This is a genomic window from Clostridium beijerinckii, assembly GCF_018223745.1.
Taxonomy (GTDB): Bacteria; Bacillota; Clostridia; order Clostridiales; family Clostridiaceae; genus Clostridium; species Clostridium beijerinckii.
The window spans coordinates 4,421,787-4,444,754 of sequence record NZ_CP073653.1 but is presented as its reverse complement, the minus strand read 5'-3'; the positions used below and the strand labels follow the sequence as shown (position 1 = coordinate 4,444,754).

Genomic DNA, 22,968 nt, shown 5'->3' with positions numbered 1-22,968 from the left:
TATATGCAAATCCCAATTAAGAAAACACTTGATAAAATACCAGGTGGTATGATGCTTGTTCCGCTTTTTTTAGGAGTACTAGTTAATACTTTTTGTCCGCAATTTCTTAAAATTGGTGGATATACAACAGCACTATTTAGTTCGACGGCATCATCAACAATTCTGGCTTGCTTTATGTTTTTAATTGGCTCACAAATTAATTTCAAATTAGCACCTAAAGCACTAAAAAAAGGTGCGCTATTAATATCTGGAAAATTTATAGTGGGTGCTGGTATCGGTATAATTGTAGGAAAAGTTTTTGGGCCAGCTGGTGTATTAGGTTTATCACCACTAGCGATTCTTTCAGCACTAACAAATTGCAACGGTGGGTTATATGCATCTCTAGCTTCACAATATGGGGATGAAACAGATGTAGGTGCTTATGCTTTATTATCTTTAAAAGATGGTCCATTTTTCACTTTGGTTGCATTAGGTGCATCAGGGCTTGCTCAAATTCCATTTATGTCGCTTGTTGCAGTGTTAATTCCAATAGGAATAGGAATGATTTTAGGAAACGCCGACCCTGATATGAGAAAGTTTCTTGGAAGCAGTAAGTTGTTATTAATTCCATTCTTCTCATTCCCATTAGGTGCAGGAATGAATCTTGATACAATTGTAAAAGCTGGAGGTCCTGGTATATTATTAGGAGTGATAGCTGCCTTTACTGGAATAGGAGCATATATACTTTTAAAATTATTTAGAGAAGAACCTATAATTGGACTTGCAACAGGATCAACAGCAGGAAATGCCGTAGCCACACCAGCAGCTGTTGCAGCGGCAGATCCAACATTGGCTGCAATAGCAACAATAGCAACAGCACAAGTTGCAGCGGCATGCGTAGTATCTGCTATTATTTGTCCATTCATTGTTTCTTATGTGTTTAAAATGCTTAGAGCAAATAAAGAAAAGAAATTAAGTAGAGAAGCAGTAGTACAATAAATAATTATTAGTATTGGGTTAAGAGCTTATAGTATGAATTAATAAAATTAATTTTAATATTGAAAAATACTTGCTAAAGCTGATACCTACAGAGTATAATTTAAAAACAGGTTTTGTATCTGTGTTGATAATAATAACAATAGATGCAAATACTATAATTAAATATAACGTAGGGGAGGAAAATGTGTGAGTCATAAATTATTAATTATAAACCCAGGTTCCACATCAACTAAAATAGCAGTATATGAAGGTGAAAAGGAAATTTTTGAGGAAACACTTAGACATTCATCAGAAGAGATAGGAAAGTTTAAGTACGTAGTTGATCAACAAAGCTTTAGAACAGATGTTATATTAAAAATACTAGAAGACAATAAAATAAATATAACTGAAATGGATGCAATAGTTGGAAGAGGTGGACTTTTAAAGCCTATAGTTAGTGGTACCTATAGTGTAAACGATAATATGTTAAAAGATTTAAAAGAAAATGTTCAAGGAGAGCATGCATCTAATCTTGGTGCTATAATTGCCAATGAAATTGCGAGGTCTATTAATAAACCTGCTTTTATAGTAGATCCAGTAGTTGTAGATGAAATGGAAGATATAGCAAGACTTTCAGGAGTGCCAGAACTTCCAAGAAAAAGTATATTTCATGCATTAAATCAAAAGGCAGTGGCTAAGAGGTATGCGCAAGAAAATATGAAGAGCTATGAAGATATAAATGTTATAGTTGCTCATATGGGAGGCGGTGTTTCGGTAGGCGCACATAAAAATGGAAGAATAATTGATGTAAATAATGCTCTTGATGGAGAAGGCGCATTTTCACCAGAAAGAAGTGGTGGTATACCATCTGGTGATTTAGCTAGAATGTGTTTTAGCGGAAAATATACTTTAGAAGAAATATTGAAGAAGATAACTGGAAAAGGCGGCTTTGTAGCATATCTTGATACAAACGATGGGAGAATAGTTAGACAGCTTGCATCAGAAGGAGACATGAAGGCAAAGTTAGTTTATGAAGCCATGGGATATCAAGTAGCAAAAGATATAGGTGCAGCAGCTGCGGTTTTATGCGGAAAAGTAGATGCGATAATTTTAACTGGAGGCATTGCCTACGAAAAAATGATGGTAGACATCATAAAAGAAAAAGTGGAATTTATTGCTCCAATAACTGTTTATCCAGGTGAAGATGAAATGCTTGCTTTAGCTCAAGGTGTACTAAGAGTTTTAAACGGACAAGAAGAAGTTAAAGAATATAAATAGACTTCTATATATACTAAAGATTAGAAAGTATTTGGAAAGATAGCATTTAGCATTACTATAATTATTGAGTATTGTTTACTGGCTTTAATAAATCATGAATTAAGAGCGGATTCCTAGGGATACGCTCTTAACTTTTTGTGGGAAATTGCTTTGATAAATAGCAAGTAAACGTATTACTAAAGAAGTTGTACCATTTTGTAATGAGGAATTATTTATATATAATGTAAGTAAACTAAAATTTAGAATTAGATAGAGGGGATAAAATGAAGCTAAAAGGAAAAATAATATCTCTTGTAATAGCTATCCTTGTAATTTCAATTGGAAGTATAACAATACTTTCTTTTATCGAAATGAAAAAGTTATTAAGAGATCAAATAGATAAAAATATGTTGAATATAGCGGATTCATTTGCATCAACCTATGAAGTTAAAGAATATTTGAAAGGAAATAAGGCAATTCCGATTGATCTGCTAAATAGTGAGATAGAGAAGGCCCGTATAAAGACAAATGTAGAGTTTATAGTAATTATGGATATGAATGGTATAAGATATTCTCACCCAGATAAAAGTAAAATAGGCGAAAGATTTGCTGGTGGAGATGAAGATAGGGTATTAAGCACAGGAGAGCAATATATATCAACAGGAAGCGGTACACTTGGTATTTCTGTAAGAGCATTTGCACCTATTTATGATGATAGTAATAAGCAGATAGGTGCAGTTGCTGTTGGTATGTTGTATAATAAATTTGATAACGAAGTCTATACGAAAATGTATAAATTTATTCCTATAATATTAATGGGATTAATATTGGGTATATCGGGAGCTATAGCTCTTTCTTATAATATAAAGAAGTCAATATTTGGACTTGAACCAGAAGAAATAGCCTTGGCTTTAAAGCAAAAAGAAACTGTAATTGAAAATATAAAGGAAGGTATAATAGCTTTAGATAATAATGGATGCATAACGCTATTTAACGGGCAAGCTAGTAAAATTTTACATTTGAAAGAAAATGATATAGGGAAGCCGATTACTGATTTTACTTACGAAAGTATGGCTCTAAAAGTTTTAAACAGCGGGAAATCTATGACTAATATTGAGATAAAAGTACGCCCTGGAGTAAACGTTATGTGTAAATACAGTATTATAAGAGGATTTAAAAAACAAATTCTTGGATTAGTTGTAACATTTGAAGATTTAAGTGAAGTTAGAAAAATGGCTGAGGAGTTAACTGGTATAAAGAAAATGGCATGGTCACTTAGAGCACAAAATCATGAATTTATGAATAAACTTCACACAATCTCAGGACTTATACAACTAGAAGAATATGATGAAGTAATTAAGTTTGTTAATGTAATAGTGGAAAGTAAAAAGAATATAACTACTATAATATCTGATAAAATAAAAAATGTATCTTTAGCAGCGTTAATACTATCTAAATACAGTAAGTGTGAAGAAGCTAGAATCAATTTCATAATAGATGATAGCTCAAGAGTAATTAAATTACCACAATATATGACATCAGAAGAGTTAGGATCTGTTGTAGGAAATCTAATAGAAAATTCTATTGATGCAGTTAAAAATGATGGGTCTGGTGAAATATATATGAAAATCTTTGAGGAAGATGATCAAATGAAAATTATGGTGAAGGATAATGGCTGTGGGATACCAGAGAATATCAGAAATTCTATTTACAACATTGGAATCACAAGTAAAGAAGGGGAACGAGGATTTGGAATGTATATAGTGAAAAAGATCATTGATGAAGCTAAAGGAGCTATTAAATTTAAAGTTGATGATGGTACTGAATGGGATATATCTATACCTATGAGGAGGAGTTGAATATATGATTAAAACTATGATTGTTGAAGATGATCCGATGGTAAGACAAATTAATTCTAAGTTTTTGAAAAAAATAGAGGGATTTTCACTGGAAAAAGCAGTTGCAAACCTTTCTGAAGCAAAAGAATTTTTGATGCAGAAGCAGGTGGATTTAATTTTATTAGATATTTTTCTTCCTAATGAAAATGGCATAGATTTGCTAAAGTGGTTAAGGCAAAATGAAATATTATCTGATGTTATATTAATTACTGCTGATAAGAGTGTAGAAAGAGTAAAGGATGCTTTTAGATATGGTGTTGTAGACTATTTGATAAAACCCTTTACATTTGAAAGGTTTAACGAATCTCTAAATATTTTTAGAGAAAGATTAAATAGCTTTAAAAATAACCAGACTATGGAACAAAGTGATTTAGATAAGTTTATTTTGAGTAATAAAAATAAGAAAACAAACGGTAGTGAAACAAAACCAAATCTAGAAAAGGGTTTGAATAAGTATACTTATAATTCAATTGCTAATGAGCTTAATAATACTAAAGAAGAGTATTTTACTACTGAAGACTTATCAGAAAAGTTAGGCATTGCAAAAGTTACTGTAAGGAAATACCTTGATTATATGAGCAAACAAGGCGAACTAGAGAAAATCATAGAGTATGGAAAGATTGGAAGACCATTGTATAAATATAAAATAAAAGGTCTATAATATTACGATTTATGAATTCACGGATACTCTAAAAATTAGTAATAGAGTATCCTTTCTATATTAAATTAAAAAAGGTTTTCTACTAGCTGCATTTATTTCAGAAATTGTTTGGTTTTTCCCATCATGTATGCAACTTTAATCATTGATTTTTCATCCTTAGTAAGTTCTCTATTATACATTTTTTCAAATTGTTTTAATAAAGCTTCAGTATCAATTACTTCTTTGGGTTCTGTAGTTCTTTTTGATGGCAAAGGAACGTAAGTTTCAGGTTTCATGTATTTGTTATAAATGCGCTTAAAAATTTCAGATGTATAGTAAGCATCATTAAGTGCATCATGGAATTCACCATAAATTGGTATATTTAAAATTTCAACGGCATTTCTTAAACCAATTCTAGAATTTTTAGGTGCTTTAAGGTATTTTGAAGCATACTTTTGAATGTCAATATATTTTGAAATATATGAAGTAGATAGATTATAAAATCCCAAGTTTCTATAGAGTTCTTTAATATCCCCAACTCCCCATACACAGAGTAGTACATCATCATTTCCAATGAATTCTAAAAAAGCTTTATGAACATTAATAAAGTTTTTGCAAGAAGAAACTTTATCGTAGGTTATTTTAGTTAAATTCTCAACATATGGATGGATGGTTTTATATAGAGTTGGTTTGACTAAGGAATTGAATGTAGATACTTCTTGAAAATTATTATCTAGTTTTATAGCGCCAATTTGAATTATTTCAAAAGGAATAATTGGTGTGTTAGTATCGTTATTAGATTCTGAAAGTTTAATAACATCCGAATTTTCAGAGGCACTACTTTTTTGATTAAATTCTAAATCATATATTACATAATACATACTTTCACCTGCTTTTTGGTTAAGAATAAGATACTATTTATATTATAGCCAATGAAGATGTGAATAATATAAACATAATAAAAAAGATTCAAAAATTTTTGAACCTTTTTAATATATTTATAATAATAATTTATATTTATCAAAGAATTTTATCTATTATTCCATAAGATAAAGCCTCTTCAGCAGACATAAAATAATCTCGTTCCATGTCTCTTTCGATTTTCTCTATTGGCTTTTTGGTTTTTTCACTATATATTTTATTTAGTTTATTTTTTGTTTTTAGCAGCCATTCAGTATGAATCCTAATATCTGTAGCTTGACCTTGAAAACCTCCATGTACAGATGGCTGATGGATTAAAATCTCACTATTTGGAAGAGCACATCGTTTTCCAGGTGCGCCTGCTGCAAGTAAAAACGAGCCCATACTTGCAGCTAATCCTAAACATATTGTTGATACGTCAGGCTTTATATATTGCATTGTATCATATATTGCCATTCCGGCTGTAATAGAACCACCGGGGCTATTTATATAAAAGTGAATATCAGCATCTGGATTTTCTGATTCAAGAAATAGTAATTGTGAAGTAATTATACTTGCGGTAGAATCGCTGACGTGATCGCTTAGCATAATGATTCTTTCTTTTAGCAATCTAGAATAGATATCATAAGAACGTTCGCCTCGACTTGTTTGTTCAATAACCATTGGTACATAGCTCATAAGATTCACTCCTTAAAAAATATTTTTGATGAATTCTAAGCAACCATAGAAAGGTAAGTTGTAGAATTCTTTCTTGAATGTATTGTTGTTAAATTTATTTTGTTTTTCCTAAATTCCTTAGGGGGGATTCCATAAAGCTTTTTAAAAGCCCTGGTAAATGACTCTTGATTACTAAATTGATATTTTAGCGCTATATCTATAATCTTATTTTCTGTAGTCAATAGTTCATTTGCAGCTTCCTCTAATCTTTTCTTACGTATATATTCAGCAACAGGTTCTCCAACCACTGAATGAAAAACCCTATGAAAGTGGTACTTTGATAAAAAGGCTTTATCTGCAAGTTCCTTTAGTTGTATTTTCTTATTTAGATTATTTTCTATATATTCAATAGACTTTTTTATACAAGCATCATAATTCATGTAAGAGAACCACCTCATTTAATCTTTTCCTATATTATATAGCAACATTTTATTTAAATCCTGTCTTTTTTTGCTCATTACATATGTAGGCAATGGAGCAAAATTGAGATTTCACGTTCACTTTTAAATAATGGTCTTCAACTGTTATGAAAAAATTAACTAATTAATAAACCAGATATAGTAATAATAAAAGAATATAAAAAGTAATTATAACTATAGAAATGAATAAAGTGGAGAAATATATGGGAAAGTCAAAAAAGGTTAATAGAATTGAAGGGGAAAACATCATACAAATAAATAAGAAAAAATGTATTGGATGTACGGCATGTGCTTTTACATGTGCTCAAGAAACTAAGATGGCTATATTAAAAGAAGTTGATTCGGGAAAGAAAACTGTGGAAACCAAAAATGGAAGCTTTGAGGATACGGGATGCTTATATTGTGGACAATGTACACTTGCTTGCCCGACAGAAGCTATAGACGTAAGGAATGACTTAGAATTAGTAAAAGATGCTTTGAATAGCGGAAAGTATTTAGTTTTAACAGCATCTCCGGCAGTAAAAGCAACATTAGGAGAAGAATTTAATCTTCCAATTGGCACTTATGTTGGAGGAAAAATTGCTCCATCTGCAAAGAGATTAGGGTTTCAAAAAGTATTTAATACTGATTTCGGAAATGATATGACGGTTGTAGAGGAGAGCAGTGAATTTATTAAGAGGATTGCAAATAAAGAAAAACTTCCTATGTTCACATCCTTTTGTCCTTCTTTTATACGTTATGCTGAGATGTTTCATCCAGAAATATTAGATAAAATATCTACGTCGAAATCTCCTCAACAGATGATGGGAGCGGGAATAAAAACATACTTTGCAGATGTATATAATATTTTACCTACCAATATAGTTATTGTATCTGTACAGCCATGTAGTGCTAAAAAATATGAATCTGAGAAAGAGGATATGGGGAGAGACGGTTATAAAGATATTGATATAGTCCTAACTGTGAGAGAATATGCAAATCTCTTAAAAGAGAAGGGAATAGATATAACTGCTATACCAGACGAAAAACCTGATGATTTTATGGGGGAATATACTGGGGCAGCAGCTCTTTTTGGTATGAGCCAAGGGGCAATGCAAGCAATTTTTAGAACTGTAATGAGTTATTTAAAGAGTGATATATCTGAGGCTGAAAATATGACATTAAAACCAGTAGAAGGGTATAAGGAAATAGAAGAAGCGTTGGTTACTTTAGGCAATAAAAATTGTAAAGTTGCAGTAATAAATGGTCTAAAAGAAATTGAAAAATTTTTAATCAGTAACAAATGGAAAGAATATTGTTTCATTGAAGTAGTGGCATGTAACGGCGGGTGCATAAATGGAGGAGGAACTCCTAGAATAGGTACAAAGTCTCAAATTAATGAAAATTTATGTATATCATGTGGTACTTGCATACAAAATTGCCCTGTTAATGCCATACAATATAATATTAGAGGAAGGGCAGAGGTTAAAGAAGAAGAGTGTGTTGGATGTAAATTGTGTAATAACGTCTGCAGAGCTAAAGCTGTACAGATAAAATATTATAGTAAAACCTCAAATGGGTTGTTAGGAAAAGATTATAAAATATTGAGAGCAGACACCCTAAGAAATATTGATAAAAAATCAATAAAAAGAGTGTCTGATGAAAATGAAAATCTTGAAAATATGTATAAAAGCTATATAGGAGATCCTAATGGTATAAAAGCAGAATCTTTATTTCATACTAGTTACGTTGATAAATCTAATGAATTTAGAAATAGTAATACAAAAAAGAGAAGAAGGCATTAACTGGATAAAGAAGAATGAATGTCGAAAAACAAATTAAGAAAAAATTAAAATATATGGCGTTTATTGTTGAAATATATTAATATATAGGTATACAAAAGATATAAACCCTCTCCCATTTATACCCACGGATAAGATAGATTATTCTTAAATGAGTAATCTATCTTATTTTTTTATAATATTTTATTTTATAGACAAGTTTTTGTTAGAAAATATTTAATGAATTTGTAAGTTGATTTTTTGGCTGAATTTTAATTCCATAATATATACTGTGATTGTTGAAATATGGGTTGAATTAATAATTAGTATATTACAGTTAGCCAATGCTATAAATAATACAAAGATAATAGAATGGCAAAATAAATATATAAAGTTAATGAAAGACATATGTATAATTTATGTTATAATTTATTAATTCAGATCAGGAATAATTTTGTTATTATATGTTTTTAGTAGGAGGGGAAAACAATGAATAGTGAAGAAGTCCAATATTGCATTAATAAAATATCTAAATTTCTAGCAGTTAGAGATATCAGTACGTTAGATTCTGAGGAATTAGAGAAAGTCTCTGGATTAAAAAGAGTTGATGTATTAATCTTATTAGGTAATTCTATCCCTTATACGGTACAGTGTGCTGCAAACGCATGGAAAAATAATATGTGTGATAAAATTTTAATTAGTGGTGGAATTGGCCATTCTACTCAATTACTAAGAGATGAGGTAAGGAAAAACTCGAAATTTAATTTGATTAGGGTTGATGATAGATCAGAAGCTGATATATTCTTTGATATAATTACTAAAATTTATGGTGTTAGCCCAGATAAAATTATCATAGAAAATAAATCTACGAATTGTGGAGATAATGCTAAAAAGACAATAGAGTTATTATGCAAATTAAACATAAAATATAGATCTTTAATTTTGATTCAAGATCCTACTATGCAGCTTAGAACTTTTGCTTCATTTTCTAAGTATACATATAGTGACAATGTCAAACTAGTAAACTATGCTCCATTCATTCCTAAGATTGATATAGATTTAAGATTAAGTAATGTTGGAACTAACGGAGTTTGGGATGAAAAAAGATATCTGGAACTTTTGATGGGAGAGATACCAAGATTAAGAGATGACGAAAATGGATATGGACCTAATGGAAAAGATTTTATAGTCCATGTAAATATACCAAGAGAAATAGAAGAAGCGTACAAGATTCTAAAGAGACAAATTAATGATGAAAATCTTTATAGTAGATGTGGATTATAGAAATTAAAATATAAAATATAGTAAATCATATATGGAAAGAGAGTTGTAAGTTTATGAATGATATTTTAAATGAGACCATGCTGCTTTGCCCTGTTTGTAAGGAAAAGTTAGTCAAGGATATTTCAAATAAGATGTACAGATGTAGTAACAAACATACATATGATATAGCAAAAGAAGGGTATGTAAATTTGTTAATAAGCAATCAGAAAAGAAGTAAGAATCCTGGTGATTCAAAAGAAATGGTTTTATCAAGAATAGATTTTTTATCTAGAGGATATTATAAAGCACTGTCTGATAAAATAAATGAAATAATAGTTGATGGGATGTCAGATAAAATCAGCAACAAATTGAATATTGTAGATCTAGGATGTGGCGAAGGGTATTACTTAACAAACCTAAAAGATTATATGAATAAGAAAAATATTGAAGCTAATTATTATGGCTTAGATGTTTCTAAAGAAGCTGTAAAATACGCAAGTAAACTAAACAAAGATTGTATTTGGGCGGTTGGAAACAATTTTAACATACCACTTGGGGATAAAACAGTGGATTGTATTATTTCAGTATTTAGTCCTATAGATATTGATGAGTGTAATAGAGTTTTAAAGGATGATGGAATATTTGTTAGAGTGTTACCTAGAACTAATCATTTAATACAACTTAGGAATATTATTTACTCTGAGGTTCATTTAAATGATAAAGTTTATAAAGCAAATGCAGAAGAAAATGATTATATAGAGGAAGCTAATGTAACATTCGATATAACATTAAATAAAGAAGAACTATTGAGCTTATTAAAGATGACACCCCATTATTGGAAGTCTACACCAGAGAATAAAGAGAAGTTAGAAGATTATGAATCCTTAGTTATAACTATAGATATGAGAATAGGTATATTTAAAAAGAAAATTTGATTGAGTAAAACTTAATCTAAATTTAATGTAAGCTTATATAGGCAGTGTTTGCCTTAGGAGTTTTATAACTAATATATTAAATTGATCCTTTTGTAGGCAAAGATATAGAAACTGTACAAAATAGGTATTATAATATATATTAATATGCATAATAATTTACTTATAATTCATAATTATTAGTTTTATTATGATGCATATTATTATTTGAAAATTAAAAAAGTAAATTTGATCACGGAGGAAACATGCCAGAAACAGTATTACTTACATTTTTTTTAGCAAAAATTAGAGGATACAAAATATGTCCGTTATTTAAATCATGGGCTATTTATCCGCTAATTGTATTTGAAATATTCACGTTTGTTGGACAAGTTGCTACTTTTTCTGGCAATTATGTGATTATAAGAACCATAGGGAGATTGACACCTATTTATTTAATTACATATTTGTTTTTAATATTAAAATATGAATTATACATAAGTTCGATAATTGGATCGCTTTTTATGATTTTAGGCGGCGCATTAAACGATATTGCAATAAAAACTAATTGTGGATTTATGCCAGTTTACCAATCATTATCACACCTTACAGGACGTTCATTAGAGAATTTTCACGGAATGAATGATATTCATATATTAGGAGATTCACAAACTAAATTAAAGATATTAACTGACTTTATAGACTTAGGATACACTATTCTTAGCGTAGGTGATATATTTATAAGAGTATTTGTGTTTATAGTAATTTATAGTGCTTTAAAGAAAATTAATAATCAAGGGAGAAAAGAAGATGTTGAGATTAACAGTATTTGAATTTATATTTAGGTTAGTTCCAGAAGCATTTGTATTGATACTAGCAATGATAGCGTTATCTAATGTAAAACTTAATTCAAAAAGATATATAATTTCGAGTTTATTATTAGCAGTATGCGAATATGGAATACGACTTCTGCCTATAAATTATGGAGTGCCAACCATACTTGATATATTTGTAATGATTATTATTATGTGGAGTATAAATAAAGCAGATATGGTTTTGTCTATAAAATCATCATTGATAACAACTATAGTTTTATTTATTATTGAAGGACTAAATATGTTACTATTAAGTTTTATTTTCAAGGATGAGTTAGGTGTAGCGATGTCAAATGTAGTAATAAAGATATTAGGTGGATTACCGTCGCTTATATGCTTTGCTGTAATTTCTATAATTTATTATTTAAGAAAGAAGAATGTTTAGAAAATGTTAAAGATAGGAAGTGTATGTACTAAAATTTCTAATTATATTGCCAAAGAATTAAATTTTGATGATGATAAAAAATCAGTAATAAATTATGGGATATTTGCATTTATTCATATGGGAATTTCCATAGCTTTAGTTATGGTGTTTGGATTGATCTTTAATGTGACTATTGAAGCACTCATAGTATCATTTACTATGAGTTTATTAAGAAAAAGTTCAGGGGGATCCCATTCAGGGTCTCCTGAACGATGTGCGGTCATAGGTACGGCCTCAAGCATCGGTATAGCGCTAATATGTAAATATATTAACATCAGTCTTAATGTAGCTGTATTGAGTGGATGCATTATTTTTGCATGGTCATATTATATTGTGAATAAGTTGGCACCTGTAGATAGTTTGGTAAAACCTATTAAAAGTATTGAAAAGAGAATAAGGTTTAGAAAAATCTCTATTAATATATTAAATATATATTTAATTATTGTAATAAGTAATATTTTATTCTATATGAATGTGGGGGATTTTAGATTATTGAACTATTCGCTATGTATTTATATGGGGGTATTATGGCAGGTTTTTTCTTTAACTAAAAGTGGACATTTTGTATTGGGAAAATTAGGTTAAGTTTTAGAGATTTTATTTTTTTAGATTTTAAGGAGGTGAGACTAATGAAAAATAGAATTTTAATGAGTATAGCAACATTAGCAACTGTTATTGCTTCAATAATGGCAACTTCAGCTTGTTATTGGGGACATTATCAGCCAGAAGAGCCAAAATGCTTAAGAGAAGATTAATTCAACGATGAGACCAATGCATTGGTCTCATCGCGACTATTATGAGGGATAGATAGTATGAAAAATGTAAAGAATAATAAACAAAAACAAATAAATGATATAGTATCTGTAGTGAAAATATCTATACTCTTACTTATAGGTATAATATTATTTCAAAATTTTATAAATAATAATTTGACGGTTTGGGTACCTGAAATGTATTATACAGTAATATGTTTATTCATACCATTAATGGTATCTGTTTTGATTTATTTAATATGGATTTTTTCGACTAAATATAGATTTAATAAAAGATATGTAGATATTATCAATAAAATCGAAATAGCAGTTTTTATAATAGTGTTTTCGATAATTATATTTATATGTGGAGTAAATGAAAGCCAATATAAATTTTTGTATTTGTTTATAATAATAACAACAACAATTCAATATGGAATGAAACAAGGTATTATAGTTTCCTGTATTTCATCTCTAATTATTTTAGCTATGGATATATTTATGGAACCTAATGTAATAGTAAATACATATTTTGAAAATGATTTAATCCTGGCAGGGGTATTTATTTTGACTGCATGGCCATTGGGATTCTATGTAAAGATAGAAGCAGAACATATTAAAAAGTTAGAAGAGTTAATAAATATTGATGGACTTACTGAACTTTATAATCATAGATATTTCTGTGACTCGTTAGCAGAGAAAGTTAAGAATGGAGATAGGAATAGCAAACCTGTATCCATGATTTTTATAGATATAGATTATTTTAAGCAATATAATGATACTCATGGCCATCAAAAAGGTGATTACGTCCTTAGAAAAATTGGTGAAATTATTAAAAGTAACATAGGAGAAGAAGATATTGCAGCAAGATATGGGGGTGAAGAATTCTCAATAATACTGCCTGGTGTAAATGAGGAAGAAGCAATTCAAGTGGCAGAAAATTTAAGAAAAAAAATAGAGTGTACACGTTTTTATGGGGAAGAAAGTCAGCCTAAGGGGAAAGTTACAGTTTCAATAGGTGTATCAGTTTATCCATATAAAGCGAGAAATGATATAGAATTAATAAAAAGCGCAGATGATGCACTATACAGAGCAAAATTTTTCAATAAGAATAGGGTCGAAGCATATACATCAATTCTAGATGAAATCAAAAAAAATATAGATGAAAAAGATATTGAACTTGTCGCTTCGATAAAAACCTTGATTAGTGTTATTAATGCTAAAGATAGATATACTTATGGTCATGTAGAAAGAGTTGTAGTGTATAGTAGAATGATTGCTGATAAACTCAAATTAAGCAAAAGAGAAAAAGAAATTTTAATTTATGGCGCTTACATGCATGATATTGGCAAGATTAACATCAATAAAGAAGTGTTAATGAAAAAAATGAGATTAACAGATGAAGAATGGGAATTATTAAAGCAACATCCTGCTAATGGAGTTGAAATTATAAAATCTGTAGATTCACTTAAAGATATCATACCTTTAATCATAAGCCATCATGAAAGGTATGATGGAAACGGATATCCTAATAAACTAAAGGGCAAAGAAATACCTTATCTAGCAAGAATTCTGACAGTTGTGGATAGTTTTGATGCAATGACATCAAATAGACCATATAATACTAGAAAAACTTATGAGGAAGCTGCAGAGGAACTTGAAAAATGCAGCGGGACACAATTTGATCCTGAGATTTCGGCAGCTTTCATTGAAATAGTGAGAAAGAATGATGGAGAGGCTTTTATAGAAGGCGTAAGCGATATAGGAGAAATACACATATAAATAAATCATAAATATCTATTTTAATCAAATTGCATGTTAATATTAGTTTTAGAAACTTAATAGTAGTAATTCACCTATTTGTTGTAAAAGAATAAGCTGTTTTTAGAAAGAAAGTTTATTGATGGAGGCAATTTTCATGGGTTACTATATTAAAGTAGAACCAGATGTTAAAGTTTATGTAGAAGATCTTAATGAAGAAGGAAGAAATACAATTGTATTTTTACATGGTTGGCCAGGAAGTCATAAATTATTTGAATACCAGTTTAATATCCTTCCTAAAATGGGATATAGGTGTATTGGGATAGATCAAAGAGGGTTTGGCGAATCAGATAAACCATGCAGGGGGTATGACTACGATAGATTAGCAGATGATGTTAGAAGAGTTGTGGAAGTGCTTAATTTAAAAAACTTTACATTGTTAGGTCATTCTACAGGTGGAGCAATCGCTATTAGATATATGTCAAGATATGATAATGACAAAGTTTCTAAGTTAGTTCTTTGTGCAGCAGCAGCACCAAGCCTTGTTCAAAGATCTTATTTTCCTCATGGGTTACAGAAACAAGCTGTTATTGATATAATTAAAGGAACATATAATGATCGGCCTAAAATGCTTCAAGATTTTGGAGATATTTTTTTCTATAAGCATATTACAGAGAGTTTTTCAAATTGGTTCTTTCAGCTTGGATTGCAGGCAGCAGGTTGGGCTACAGCAGAAGTTGCTAATACTTGGTTAGGTGAAGAAAGTTTGTTTTCGGATCTTGGAAAAATTAATGTTCAGACATTGATTCTTCATGGTATTCATGACCAAGTTTGTTTATTTGCTTTGGCTAAAGCTCAAAAGCAAATCATTAAGAATTCCAGAATTATACCATTCACTGATAGTGGACATGGATTATTCTACGATGAAAAAGAAAAATTTAATGAAGAGCTAACAAAATTCATTGAACAGTAATATTCATGAGAGGTAAGTGACTGTAATTAAGTGATATTTTGATTTTAAGTTGAAGATAGGAATATGATATAGAAATTATATTTTTTATAAGGTTACAAATTCTAAAGAATATATATTGTTTAGAATAGTACCTTATATTTTCTTTTATGATGATTAATATAACGTAAGTAAACTTGACTAATTCTTATTTTATTGGTAAGTTAAATAAATGGTTACTAAATTAATCTGTATATATATAGTAAAAGCAGAAATATTAATTATAATCTAGGAAGGATGATATGCTTTGGAAGAAAGTACTAAAATAGAAGAAAAAGGTAAGAAGAAAAGTAATTTTATTAAAGATTGGATAATACCAATATTTTGTGCTTTAGTAATAGCGTTTTTACTAAGACAGTTTGTATTTTTTAATGTATATGTGCCAACAGGATCAATGATTCCAACTATAAATTTAAATGATAAAATTTTAGTAACAAGAATACATAACTTTGATAATCTAAAAAGAGGAAACGTAATTGTATTTTATTCAGATGAACTTAAAGAAACTTTAGTAAAGAGATTAATAGGTTTGCCAGGAGATAAGATAGATATAAAAAATGGGATAGTATTTGTAAATGGAGAAAAATTGGAAGAAGATTATGTGAAAAATAAGGATGATTATAATGGATCGTTCGAAGTACCACAAGGAAAGTATTTTTTCTTAGGAGATAACAGACCTGTATCATTAGATGCAAGGTATTGGAAAGAACACTATATAGACAGCTCTAAAATAGAAGGAAAGGCTCAGTTTATATTTTATCCTTTTAAAGATTTTGGAATGCTAAAATAATTTAAGAAAACCACTCGAGAGAGTGGTTTTAACTTATACTTATAAAATTAGCAGCTATTTCTCCATTACCGATTATTGATACTATATCACCTTTAACCATAGGACCTAAGTTAATCGTTTCATTGACTGTATCGAATCTCTTAAAAAATTTTATATCTCCATCAGGATCTATAACAATTAAACTTGTAATGTTATTAGGAGTTATAAGTTTTGCAGTATAATTTTCCTTGCTGCTTTCAGAAATTTTATATATACCTTGCTTGTAAGTATTTGCTATTGTAATCGTTGCATTAGCATTGCTTATAGTAAAGATAAAAAATATTAAGAGAGTTGCTAAGAAGTTTTTTATTTTCATTATTTATACCTCGCTTTAATGCAGTTATAATTTTTTAAACGCAGCCAATAAAATACTGACTGCGTCTTTAATTAAGTTAATTAGAGGAATAGAGATTAATGCATTAAATATATTTTGCAAAATCGTTATTTATTATACTTAAATATTAAATTTATAAAAATATAATAAAAACAATAGAATATTTTGTCGGATTATGTTAATATATAAGTGTACAAAAGAGTATGTCTCAAATTATATAAAACCTTAATAATCTCATAATCTCATATAAATATAGATGCGGCTAAGTTGGGCCGCATCTTTTTTGGTACCTTCTTAATAAATACTAATGTCATGGTATAGTTTATAAGAAATTTTAATTTAACACTCACTAAAAATTATTTATATTATATTATCATAAGAAAAGTGGATTTTAAGGTCGGTATTTCATAATATGTGTTATAAAATAATATTGAAGGAAGTATATAATGTTAAAAGCAATTTTAAAGCCAGTGGAGAAGATTCTTACTAACAAATTTAATAAACCTGGATCGAAGGGGGAATTATCAAAACATCCAGATTATATTTCAAAAGCACGAGAAATTTGGGATATGATTGATGAGGATTTTGGAATTTCAAGTACAATTGAGAATGTTCTGAAATTAAAAATAGACAAGTTTGATAATACTTTAATATCTAAATTTCCAGAATTAAAAAAAGAGGATATTGAGGAATTAAAACAAAATATACTTGAGAATTTAAATCTAGGCAAAGATTTTACATTTGGTAATGCAAAAGTAATTAAGGAATTGAATGATATTAATTCTAAGTTACAAGAGGAAAATGAGAAACTAAAAAGTGAATTAAGGAAATTTGAATCACTACTTACTTCAAGTAGTAATTCGAATTTAAATGAAGCAGAAACAGCTGACAATAAAGATGAAAAATAATAAGTTTATAACTTAATTAAGAGTAGCCATTTGGCTACTCTTAATATCATATGAATGAGTGTATTAATAATTTCAAATTTATTCATTCTTTATATTCTCTGTAAGGCATTTCTACTACAAAGCCGGTTTCATTGAACTTATAGTTCGTATTACTAAGAGGTGGGCTATTATAAATTAAATTCATTCCAACTTTATAAAGAGCTTCTGCCATCTCAGATGGATCTTGGATAACAGTACCGAGCATAGAACCTTTTTTAATTAATTCTCTAGCCTCTGGTATTGCATCAGCACCAACAACTGGTATTGATTTATTACCTATATTATAACCATATTTTTGCAAAGCATTAATGGCTCCTATAGCTAAAGTATCATTATTTGCAATTATAGCTTCAATTTTATCACCATACTTTAGAAACGTCGACTCCATAATCATTTGAGCAGCTTCTTTAGTTCCTTCTGAAGATATTCTGGAAAGTTCCTCTGTTTTTATTCCAGATTTATTAATTGTTGATATAGAATACATTGTTCTTGCAGTAGTTAGTGTGTTATTGTTTTTATCTGTCAACATAATATATTGAAGAATATTGTCTTTGTTTTTATCCATAGCTGCTTTATTGCTTTTCCATGCATTAACGATTAAATCTCCTTGTAGAATTCCGGATTGTTCAGCTGATGTAGCTATTACAAGAGCTTTGGGATAGGATTTTATTGAAGTTGTTACAAATGGAACTATATTGAATAAAAGTACAGGAATATTTTTTGACTTTACTTTGTTAATAAATGAGTCTATATTATTTGCATCTAAATTAACTAAGTTAGCTAATAAAAGATCAAAATCTGTTGAAAGTGTTGAAGTTATAAGTTCGTTTTGTATGTCTGTATTATTCTTCCCATCAAGAAATATAAATTCTAGATTGTTAGCGTTTTCTTTTTGGATTCTTTCTAAGTTATCTTTAATCAAAGAAATATAAGCATCATTAAATGAAGAGAGAAGTACTACTATTTTTATAGTTTTTTCTGATTTAATTTGTGCGTTTGCATATATATTATTTTTTACTATATTTAATGATGTAACGATAAATAATGTTAATATAGTAGTAAAAATTATTATTTTTTTTAATACCTTCATTTGAAGCCTCCGGGTTCTTAATATAATTAATAGTTTTATGTTGTGTTTTAGTAAAAAAAATATACTCTATTTTGTTAATGCAATTTATTAGATATGATCTGTAAGAAGTGTATATGATAATAGTTATATAATTTTTATTTAATAAAAGAATTTTTGCTTTCTATAAAATATAAAAAAATTTCTGTAGGATCTAGGTTTAATTCTTTCGATAATTTTAAAATAAAATTAATATTAGGATTGCAAAGGGAGGGATGTTTTTCTAACTTAGATAAATAACTTTTGCTGATTCCTAATTTTTTTGCCAATTTCGACTGAGTTAAATTTAATTCTCTTCTTTTTCTCTTTAACATACTTATCACCTCATTTTATAGCTTCCGAAAAAAGTCGAAAGTTTCCTGGTAGTAAACAATATTTGTTATATAATGTAATTATTAATGGCTTTAAATACAATATATAGCTAAAAAGTATTTTATTGGAGGTACGGTATGGACAAAAAGAAAGAAATTGAAGAATTAAGGGATGAATTAAATAAAATAATTAGTGAAAGGCTGGACTATAATAAAATTTTAAAGTTAAGTCAGAAGTTGGATATTTATATAGTTGAAGCTATGAAAACAGATGTTGAAGGTATAGATAAAGAGTAGATAAAAATGAACTTAAATGGACAAACTAGATAAAAAGTCATTCCTCATAAGTGTATACAGATTTTGTTTTAGTGAGAAAAATAGTAGGGTTTAATTAATTGGAGAATGGAGAATATAAAATAAAATGAATTATTAATTGTTTATACTCTAACTTATTAAACAATATATGTTATAATGTTAATTAGTATTTAAAATAGTATTATATAGTAGTATACATACAATAAATTGGGAGGGAAACTATCAATATATGATTATAATATTAAATGTTATTATTGTAATTTTGCTTGTATTTATGAATGGTTTTTTTGTAGCAACAGAATTTGCAATGGTAAAGGTAAGAAAATCAAGGATAGAAACATTGGCAATGGAAGGGAACAGAAATGCAAAACATACATTAAAAGTTGTTAAAGATTTGAATTCGTATTTATCTGCATGTCAATTAGGAATAACTTTAGCGTCATTAGGACTTGGTTGGGTTGGAGAACCAGCATTTGCAGAGATGTTAAGACCTTTAATAAATCTATTTAATTTGCCGGAAATAACATTGCATTCAATTTCAGTGGTTTTAGGATTTTCAATTATAACTGGTCTTCATATTGTACTTGGAGAATTGGCACCTAAATCATTGGCAATTATAAACACGGAAAATATTGCAATGTATACAGCTTTGCCGCTTATAGCTTTTTATAGATTGACTTATCCGATAATGTGGACTTTTAACCATAGTACTAATTTGGTTTTAAAGATATTTGGAATTTCACAAATTAATGAGCAAGAAGCAGCTCATACGGATGAGGAAATAAAGCTTTTAGTTGAAGATAGCTATAAACATGGATTAATAGACCAAACGGAATTAACTTTTGTAGATAACATATTTGACTTTTCGGAAAAAACAGTAAGGGATATTATGATACCGCGTACTGATATGGCATGTATTTTTATTGAAGATACTTTTGATGAAATTATAAATTATGCTTTAGAGGAACAGCTGACTAGATATCCTGTATGTAGAGATAGTAAAGATAATGTAATTGGATTCATACATATTAAGGACTTATATAAACTTAAATTTGAAGGCAATGATAACATAGAAGGAATTATTAGAGAAATTAAATTTGTTCCCGAATCATTATCAATTAGTGAATTGTTTAAAACTTTCAAAAAGGAAAAAGCTCAAATGGCAATAATTATAGATGAGTTTGGTGGTACAGCAGGGCTTGTGACTACCGAAGATATCTTAGAAGAAATTGTTGGTGAAATTCAAGATGAATTTGATGATGACGGAGAAGAGGAAATAAGAGAGACTGATAATGGTAGCTATGTAGTTGATGGTAAAGTTTTAATCGGAGATATCAACGAACTTTTAGATACTAATATTGAAGCTGAAAATATTGATACTATTGGTGGATGGATTTACTCTCAATTGAAGTCATATCCAAAACCTAAAGAAAAGATAAATTATGACAAGTATGAATTTATAATTTTAAAATGCGATAGAAAAAGAATAAATCAAGTATTAATTAAAAATTTAAGTGAATAATTTAAAACAGTGCTTTTAGATATTTCTACATATCTGAGTGCTGTTTTTTTATTTGTTTGCTAAATTTTTCTTACATACGTTCAATAAGGAATAGGTATAAAAATATTCGTAACCAGAGCTGCATATCATCTTGTTTTCAAAGAATTAAAGCTATAAATTTATTTAAGGTTAAATTAAGAATTCAAGATGATTTTTATTCAGCAGTGAATAGGAAATGGTTAAATTTGTGAAAGAGTTTCAAGAAATAAATTGGATAAATATAATGTGTTCGAATCGTTTGGATATATTGAATGAAAGATAAAGACACCGCTAATGGTGCTTTATCTTTTATTGAATTATATTTTTGTGGATGATTTAAGAAAATCAGAATGCAATCGTTTTATATGACTTAAAAAGTATATATATGCAGTATCAAATATAAAACAGAAAATTCCTAAAGTAATGATTAATCCACTATGCAAAATAATGCTAGATGAGATTGTAGCTGCTAAGGTACCAATACATTTATTAATAGCTATAGTTAAACTTTGTCCCTTTATATCGGGTCTACCGACAAGCATTATTATGAATGATATAGACATTATGAGGTTTTGGATAAAAGCGGAATAGAATTTAGCTAAATCACCAAATTCTATGATAAAGAAATATTGGATAACAAAAGACATTATAAATATAATCAAAGTCCATGGCCAGAAGTATTCTTTATTTGTATGTTTTGGGAAATAGCGCTTCCCATATAATAGGTAAGTTAAGATGACTAAAATGTCTAAGCATAGCCAAATTAAAGTGATATAAGTTGTAATATTTAATATATTATCTTTTAAATCGAAATAAGAATTGACACTTTCCCAAGCAAAATTAAGAGCTAATGCAATAAATGGAATTCCGCAAGCTTTATATCTAAAACCTAAATGAATTAATTTTACATAAACAATCGACCAACAAAATCCACAAACTAATAACAAAAATAATACCATAAAATTGCTCCCCTATAATTATAAAAGTTAATTACATTGTTAATATATGATATTCAGAAGCTAAGAAAACTAGACTCGTATTTATTAATTTAAATTAGTAAATACGAGTCTAGTTTTCTCTTTTTAGATCTTCTATTGGCTGATATACATATAGCTCACAGTAATTGTCTTTGGACCTTGAATTGTCTATATATTCGAACCTGAAGGTGGCAGCAAATTTATAGCCGGACTTAAAAATCCATTTTCTATATAACTGGACTAATAAACGGCCTAAATGTCTTCCGTTAAGATCGTCAGGGCGAAAGAAACCAACAAAACGGAACACTACATATTTATGAGCTGGTATAGAAATACTAATCATTCCTTCAGGTATAGTATCTATATCAGAAACTTGGACACTTGGAATGTAATATATGAAGTCATCACTACCCCAATCTGTAAAACCAAAGTATTCATGTGGGTTTATCAAATTATTAATTTTATGCTTATGATTATAGAAGAAATCTCGACCATATGAATTTGCGCTTTTATCACCAGATTTGCTTAATATCTTATGCTTTATCCCAATCAAATTGAATTTTTGTTTAAAGACAAATTGAGGATTATATGTAATAGAATTACCTATGGATAAGATATCATTGCAATTAATTTTTTCTTTAAGTATTAAACTCAAAGAAATCTTATCGGATCTAATTTTAAGAGGCGTATGTCCAAAACATTTTTTAAATGCTCTAATATATGATTGTTCATAATCAAAACCGTACTCAAGAGCAATATCTATAATTCGCATAGTTGTATTAATTAATTCGTTAAGGCTAGATGTTAATTTTCGACCTTGAACATATTCCATAATAGATTCGCCGGTTAAAGATTTAAAGATTCTGTGTAGATAATATTTTGATATTCCTGTATGTAGTGAGATGTCAGCCAAAGAAATCTTATTATAGAGGTTATCTTCAATATAATCTACAGTTTCAATAATAGTTTCTTTTAAGTCTTTCATATTTTAAACACCTTTTCTAAAAAATAGTTATTGAGATAAA

25 protein-coding genes are annotated in these 22,968 nt (G+C 28.7%); 17 read left to right on the top strand and 8 right to left on the bottom strand.

The genetic code is table 11. The features are described 5' to 3' along the window. Window positions 1–3: 3 nt before the first annotated feature. The 4 genes from KEC93_RS20175 to KEC93_RS20160 all read left to right on the top strand — a co-directional run bounded on the left by KEC93_RS20175 (window position 4) and on the right by KEC93_RS20160 (window position 4,773). Window positions 4–978, top strand: a complete 975-nt coding sequence (locus KEC93_RS20175; RefSeq protein WP_077838764.1) for a 2-keto-3-deoxygluconate permease — start codon at window positions 4–6, stop codon at window positions 976–978. 186 nt (window positions 979–1,164) lie between these two features. Then, entirely contained in the window at window positions 1,165–2,235 is a 1,071-nt protein-coding gene (gene buk, locus KEC93_RS20170; protein ID WP_077868428.1) for a butyrate kinase, read from the top strand. Between the two features lie 263 nt (window positions 2,236–2,498). Then, the gene (locus KEC93_RS20165; RefSeq protein ID WP_077868429.1) at window positions 2,499–4,073 is read left to right on the top strand and encodes an ATP-binding protein; all 1,575 of its coding nucleotides are present in this window, start codon (window positions 2,499–2,501) and stop codon (window positions 4,071–4,073) included. A 4-nt stretch (window positions 4,074–4,077) separates the two neighbouring features. Then, the gene (locus tag KEC93_RS20160) at window positions 4,078–4,773 is read left to right on the top strand and encodes a response regulator (protein WP_077868430.1); all 696 of its coding nucleotides are present in this window, start codon (window positions 4,078–4,080) and stop codon (window positions 4,771–4,773) included. 92 nt (window positions 4,774–4,865) lie between these two features. Here the strand turns inward: KEC93_RS20160 and KEC93_RS20155 are convergent, their stop codons facing one another. From KEC93_RS20155 to KEC93_RS20145, 3 genes are all read right to left on the bottom strand, one after another. Further along, on the bottom strand, window positions 4,866–5,633 hold the full coding sequence (locus tag KEC93_RS20155) for a 3'-5' exonuclease (RefSeq protein WP_077868431.1): 768 nt from the start codon (window positions 5,631–5,633) through the stop codon (window positions 4,866–4,868). A gap of 139 nt (window positions 5,634–5,772) precedes the next feature. Continuing rightward, window positions 5,773–6,351, bottom strand: coding sequence for an ATP-dependent Clp endopeptidase proteolytic subunit ClpP (clpP, locus tag KEC93_RS20150; protein WP_077868432.1), 579 nt, complete (start codon window positions 6,349–6,351; stop codon window positions 5,773–5,775). A gap of 35 nt (window positions 6,352–6,386) precedes the next feature. Then, the gene (locus tag KEC93_RS20145; protein ID WP_077868433.1) at window positions 6,387–6,770 is read right to left on the bottom strand and encodes a helix-turn-helix transcriptional regulator; all 384 of its coding nucleotides are present in this window, start codon (window positions 6,768–6,770) and stop codon (window positions 6,387–6,389) included. Between the two features lie 242 nt (window positions 6,771–7,012). Here KEC93_RS20145 and KEC93_RS20140 point away from each other — a divergent pair, with 242 nt between their 5' ends. The 10 genes from KEC93_RS20140 (at window position 7,013) to lepB (ending at window position 16,354) form a co-directional block, all read left to right on the top strand. Next, window positions 7,013–8,593, top strand: a complete 1,581-nt coding sequence (locus KEC93_RS20140) for a [Fe-Fe] hydrogenase large subunit C-terminal domain-containing protein (protein ID WP_238892687.1) — start codon at window positions 7,013–7,015, stop codon at window positions 8,591–8,593. Window positions 8,594–9,058: 465 nt separating this feature from the next. Further along, window positions 9,059–9,853 (top strand): YdcF family protein, encoded by a 795-nt coding sequence (locus KEC93_RS20135; protein WP_077868435.1) that lies wholly within the window; start codon window positions 9,059–9,061, stop codon window positions 9,851–9,853. Window positions 9,854–9,906: 53 nt separating this feature from the next. After that, on the top strand, window positions 9,907–10,767 hold the full coding sequence (locus KEC93_RS20130) for a putative RNA methyltransferase (protein WP_023973023.1): 861 nt from the start codon (window positions 9,907–9,909) through the stop codon (window positions 10,765–10,767). 242 nt (window positions 10,768–11,009) lie between these two features. After that, window positions 11,010–11,576 (top strand): DUF5317 family protein, encoded by a 567-nt coding sequence (locus KEC93_RS20125; RefSeq protein WP_077868436.1) that lies wholly within the window; start codon window positions 11,010–11,012, stop codon window positions 11,574–11,576. Beyond that, complete coding sequence (locus KEC93_RS20120) at window positions 11,554–12,003, top strand: hypothetical protein (RefSeq protein ID WP_077308845.1); 450 nt, start codon at window positions 11,554–11,556, stop codon at window positions 12,001–12,003. Before KEC93_RS20125 ends, KEC93_RS20120 begins: the two co-directional genes overlap by 23 nt. 3 nt (window positions 12,004–12,006) lie before the next feature. Continuing rightward, on the top strand, window positions 12,007–12,627 hold the full coding sequence (locus KEC93_RS20115; protein WP_077308843.1) for an accessory gene regulator ArgB-like protein: 621 nt from the start codon (window positions 12,007–12,009) through the stop codon (window positions 12,625–12,627). Window positions 12,628–12,671: 44 nt separating this feature from the next. Further along, a complete protein-coding gene (locus KEC93_RS20110) occupies window positions 12,672–12,797 on the top strand; it encodes a cyclic lactone autoinducer peptide (RefSeq protein ID WP_034850288.1) in 126 nt (41 codons plus the stop codon). A 57-nt stretch (window positions 12,798–12,854) separates the two neighbouring features. After that, entirely contained in the window at window positions 12,855–14,576 is a 1,722-nt protein-coding gene (locus tag KEC93_RS20105; protein WP_111944662.1) for a bifunctional diguanylate cyclase/phosphohydrolase, read from the top strand. A gap of 136 nt (window positions 14,577–14,712) precedes the next feature. Then, complete coding sequence (locus KEC93_RS20100) at window positions 14,713–15,528, top strand: alpha/beta fold hydrolase (RefSeq protein WP_077868809.1); 816 nt, start codon at window positions 14,713–14,715, stop codon at window positions 15,526–15,528. Between the two features lie 283 nt (window positions 15,529–15,811). Continuing rightward, window positions 15,812–16,354 carry a signal peptidase I gene (lepB, locus tag KEC93_RS20095; protein ID WP_017208987.1) on the top strand — a complete coding sequence of 181 codons (543 nt, stop codon included), beginning with the start codon at window positions 15,812–15,814 and terminating at the stop codon, window positions 16,352–16,354. 28 nt (window positions 16,355–16,382) lie between these two features. Here the strand turns inward: lepB and KEC93_RS20090 are convergent, their stop codons facing one another. After that, window positions 16,383–16,709 (bottom strand): hypothetical protein, encoded by a 327-nt coding sequence (locus KEC93_RS20090; protein ID WP_023973015.1) that lies wholly within the window; start codon window positions 16,707–16,709, stop codon window positions 16,383–16,385. Window positions 16,710–17,173: 464 nt separating this feature from the next. On the opposite strand from KEC93_RS20090, the gene KEC93_RS20085 reads away from it, so the two are divergent. After that, window positions 17,174–17,635 carry a hypothetical protein gene (locus KEC93_RS20085; RefSeq protein WP_077868808.1) on the top strand — a complete coding sequence of 154 codons (462 nt, stop codon included), beginning with the start codon at window positions 17,174–17,176 and terminating at the stop codon, window positions 17,633–17,635. A gap of 82 nt (window positions 17,636–17,717) precedes the next feature. Here the strand turns inward: KEC93_RS20085 and KEC93_RS20080 are convergent, their stop codons facing one another. Both KEC93_RS20080 and KEC93_RS20075 read right to left on the bottom strand, forming a co-directional pair. After that, the gene (locus KEC93_RS20080; protein ID WP_077868807.1) at window positions 17,718–18,764 is read right to left on the bottom strand and encodes a substrate-binding domain-containing protein; all 1,047 of its coding nucleotides are present in this window, start codon (window positions 18,762–18,764) and stop codon (window positions 17,718–17,720) included. 134 nt (window positions 18,765–18,898) lie between these two features. Then, a complete protein-coding gene (locus KEC93_RS20075; RefSeq protein ID WP_023973012.1) occupies window positions 18,899–19,114 on the bottom strand; it encodes a type II toxin-antitoxin system RelB family anti-toxin in 216 nt (71 codons plus the stop codon). 135 nt (window positions 19,115–19,249) lie between these two features. On the opposite strand from KEC93_RS20075, the gene KEC93_RS20070 reads away from it, so the two are divergent. Together KEC93_RS20070 and KEC93_RS20065 are read left to right on the top strand one after the other, a co-directional pair. Further along, window positions 19,250–19,408, top strand: a complete 159-nt coding sequence (locus KEC93_RS20070; RefSeq protein WP_017208982.1) for an aspartyl-phosphate phosphatase Spo0E family protein — start codon at window positions 19,250–19,252, stop codon at window positions 19,406–19,408. A 247-nt stretch (window positions 19,409–19,655) separates the two neighbouring features. After that, window positions 19,656–20,948: a hemolysin family protein gene (locus KEC93_RS20065; RefSeq protein ID WP_017208981.1), complete on the top strand. Its 1,293-nt coding sequence runs from the start codon at window positions 19,656–19,658 to the stop codon at window positions 20,946–20,948. A 335-nt stretch (window positions 20,949–21,283) separates the two neighbouring features. On the opposite strand, the gene KEC93_RS20060 is transcribed toward KEC93_RS20065, so the two are convergent. Together KEC93_RS20060 and KEC93_RS20055 are read right to left on the bottom strand one after the other, a co-directional pair. Beyond that, on the bottom strand, window positions 21,284–21,925 hold the full coding sequence (locus KEC93_RS20060; protein WP_012060148.1) for a transmembrane-type terpene cyclase: 642 nt from the start codon (window positions 21,923–21,925) through the stop codon (window positions 21,284–21,286). Window positions 21,926–22,034: 109 nt separating this feature from the next. After that, window positions 22,035–22,928 carry an AraC family transcriptional regulator gene (locus tag KEC93_RS20055; protein WP_017208979.1) on the bottom strand — a complete coding sequence of 298 codons (894 nt, stop codon included), beginning with the start codon at window positions 22,926–22,928 and terminating at the stop codon, window positions 22,035–22,037. Between the last annotated feature and the right edge of the window lie 40 nt (window positions 22,929–22,968).